The organism is Rahnella perminowiae (assembly GCF_019049755.1).
Taxonomy (GTDB): Bacteria; Pseudomonadota; Gammaproteobacteria; order Enterobacterales; family Enterobacteriaceae; genus Rahnella; species Rahnella perminowiae.
Window position 1 is genome coordinate 1 of sequence record NZ_JAFMOS010000236.1, and the last position, 2,340, is coordinate 2,340.

Annotated in this window: 4 protein-coding genes; 2 read left to right on the forward strand and 2 right to left on the reverse strand. The window is 45.3% G+C overall.

The annotated features are described in order from the left end of the window. Positions 1-57 precede the first annotated feature (57 nt). Together J1785_RS01650 and J1785_RS01655 are read left to right on the forward strand one after the other, a co-directional pair. The gene (locus J1785_RS01650) at positions 58-546 is read left to right on the forward strand and encodes a YciE/YciF ferroxidase family protein (RefSeq protein ID WP_129955437.1); all 489 of its coding nucleotides are present in this window, start codon (positions 58-60) and stop codon (positions 544-546) included. Positions 547-608: 62 nt separating this feature from the next. Continuing rightward, on the forward strand, positions 609-1,124 hold the full coding sequence (locus J1785_RS01655) for a ferritin-like domain-containing protein (protein WP_129992212.1): 516 nt from the start codon (positions 609-611) through the stop codon (positions 1,122-1,124). A gap of 102 nt (positions 1,125-1,226) precedes the next feature. Here J1785_RS01655 and J1785_RS01660 read toward each other — a convergent pair whose 3' ends face one another. Continuing rightward, positions 1,227-1,709, reverse strand: coding sequence for a CinA family protein (locus tag J1785_RS01660; protein WP_129955433.1), 483 nt, complete (start codon positions 1,707-1,709; stop codon positions 1,227-1,229). Continuing rightward, complete coding sequence (locus tag J1785_RS01665; RefSeq protein ID WP_217218664.1) at positions 1,702-2,211, reverse strand: DUF1003 domain-containing protein; 510 nt, start codon at positions 2,209-2,211, stop codon at positions 1,702-1,704. Before J1785_RS01665 ends, J1785_RS01660 begins: the two co-directional genes overlap by 8 nt. Positions 2,212-2,340 lie beyond the last annotated feature (129 nt).

Consider the following 2,340-nt stretch of genomic DNA (forward strand, 5'->3'; position numbering starts at 1 on the left):
TTAACAATTAAAACAACTATTATTAATAACTCACATAAACAACATGACGAGGCAATTATGGCTATTACGACATTGAAAGATCTTTTTATTCATGATTTATCTGACGTTTATAGTGCTGAGCGCCAAATTACCAAGGCCTTACCGAAGATGGCACGGGCGGCGACCAATCCCAAACTGGTAGAAGCCTTTAAACTCCATCTCGAAGAAACACAAGGCCAAATTGAACGGCTGGATCAGGTTGTGGAATTAAGTGATGATCTGCGCATTAAACGCATGAAATGTCATGCCCTGGAAGGCCTTGTGGCTGAAGCGCAGGAATTGATCGACTCAGTTGAAAAAGGTGAGGTTCTGGATGCCGGTCTGATCGGTGCCGCGCAAAAAGTTGAACACTATGAAATTGCCACATACGGCACTCTGGTCGCAATGGCCAAAAAATTAGGTTATACCGACGTTGCTAAATTACTTCATGAAACGTTGGAAGAAGAAAAAAGAACCGATGAGAAACTGACCCTTCTGGCGGAGTCCGATCAGGCTTCAAAAGGCTAACTTCCGTTGGGTTGCGATCGTCCGGATGATTGTTTTATTCCTCTGTTTATAAGGAGTTTATTATGGCCACTTCAGAAGCGTATGAGAATTACATTGACTGGGTGAGGGATGCTCACGCCATGGAACAACAAGCCGAAACGATGTTATCAAAAATGGCGGATCGGTTAGAACACTACCCGGTTCTTCAGCAAAGAATTAAGCAGCATATTACCGAAACGCAGGGGCAACAGCGACTGGTTGAGGGCGTTTTAAACAACCTTGATACCTCGCGCTCTGTGCTGAAGGATACAGCCGGTAAAATGTCGGCGATGGGTCAGGCCTTTGGCGGTATGTTTGCCAGTGACGAAGTCATAAAAGGCGGGATCAGCGGTTACGTCTTTGAACATTTTGAAATTGCCTCATACAGTTCTCTTATCGCTGCTGCTGAGCATGTGGGCGATCTGGAAGGTGCCCGCGTTTTTCGGGAAATTAAAATTCAGGAAGAAGAAATGGCTCAATGGTTAGCCGAACATATGCCTGAACTGACGAAACAATTTTTGTCCCGTGAAGAAGACCCGGACGCAGAAGCGAAACGCTGATACTGAGCACGCATTTTACGTTCATGAGCCCCGGCATTGGGGCTCTACGCGTTTAATAAAATGATGAATCCGCCAATCTCAGGCAGTTCCCGTTATATCCCGTTATAAAAGTGCAGCCAGCTTTTCAAGAGCGAAAATGGAGGCCTGCAGGAGAACCGCTTCACTGTCGCCGTCAAAATGTCTCACTTCTTGTCGTTGTTTACCTGGCCCGAGATACCAGCCAAACCAAACGGTGCCGGCAGGTGTCCCGTCTTCTCCCCCTTCCGGACCCGCATAGCCACTGACAGAAAGCCCGGTGTCCGTGCCAGCCATTTCGCTGGCACCTTTTGCCATCTCTTTTACGGTCTGAGCACTGACGGCGGTAAATTTAGCCAGCGTGTCTGTACTGACATGAAGCAGTTGATTTTTCGCCCGATCATCGTAGGTAATAAAACCGCTCGCATAGGGTACGCCGCCCTCGGAAGCCGCGCACAATGCCATCCCTACCATACCGGCTGTGCAGGATTCGGCACTTGCCAGTGTAAGGTCTCTGTCCTTGAGTACATGAACCACCTTTTGCGCCGCGTTTAATAATTGCTCATCCATTCCTGTTCTCCTTCTCTTGATCAAGGTACGAAGAGGATTCACACCTGTTGCCCGCCAATTTTTCCACTAATTTTGTGAGATGTTCTATCTTGTCATGAAGCTGCGCAATTTCTAAATCTGCTTTTACATTCACGTCAGATTCGATTTCCTTACGGATTTGATCATTCTTCTCCTGGCGTTTTTGATTCATCATAATCGCGGGGGCGGTATAAGCTGACTGGAAAGACAGAAAAAGATTAAGCAGGATAAAAGGGTAGGGATCAAAAGCTGATTTCTTAATAAATACATTATAGCTTGTCCAACCCAGAATTATACCCGTTTGTATAAGGATAAATTTCCAGGTTGCAATAGCACCGGTGATTCTTTCGGCAAGTTTTTCACCGAAATTACCTGGCTTCCTGCATTCTTCCGGATCGTTTATTAATGTCGCATGCTCCTCCTGACTTTTTTTTCGAAGTTGTTGCAAGTGTTCTCTGTCTTTGGTGTCCATGATTTCAGCCATATCATCATCCTCTCTGAATTAAGGCATAAAGTTATTTTATTATACATTTCCAATGGGTAAGGTATATCAAACGGTTTTTTTAAAAGCTGTACATAAAACTTTTTTTGTATAATTTCCGCACTGCCTTCT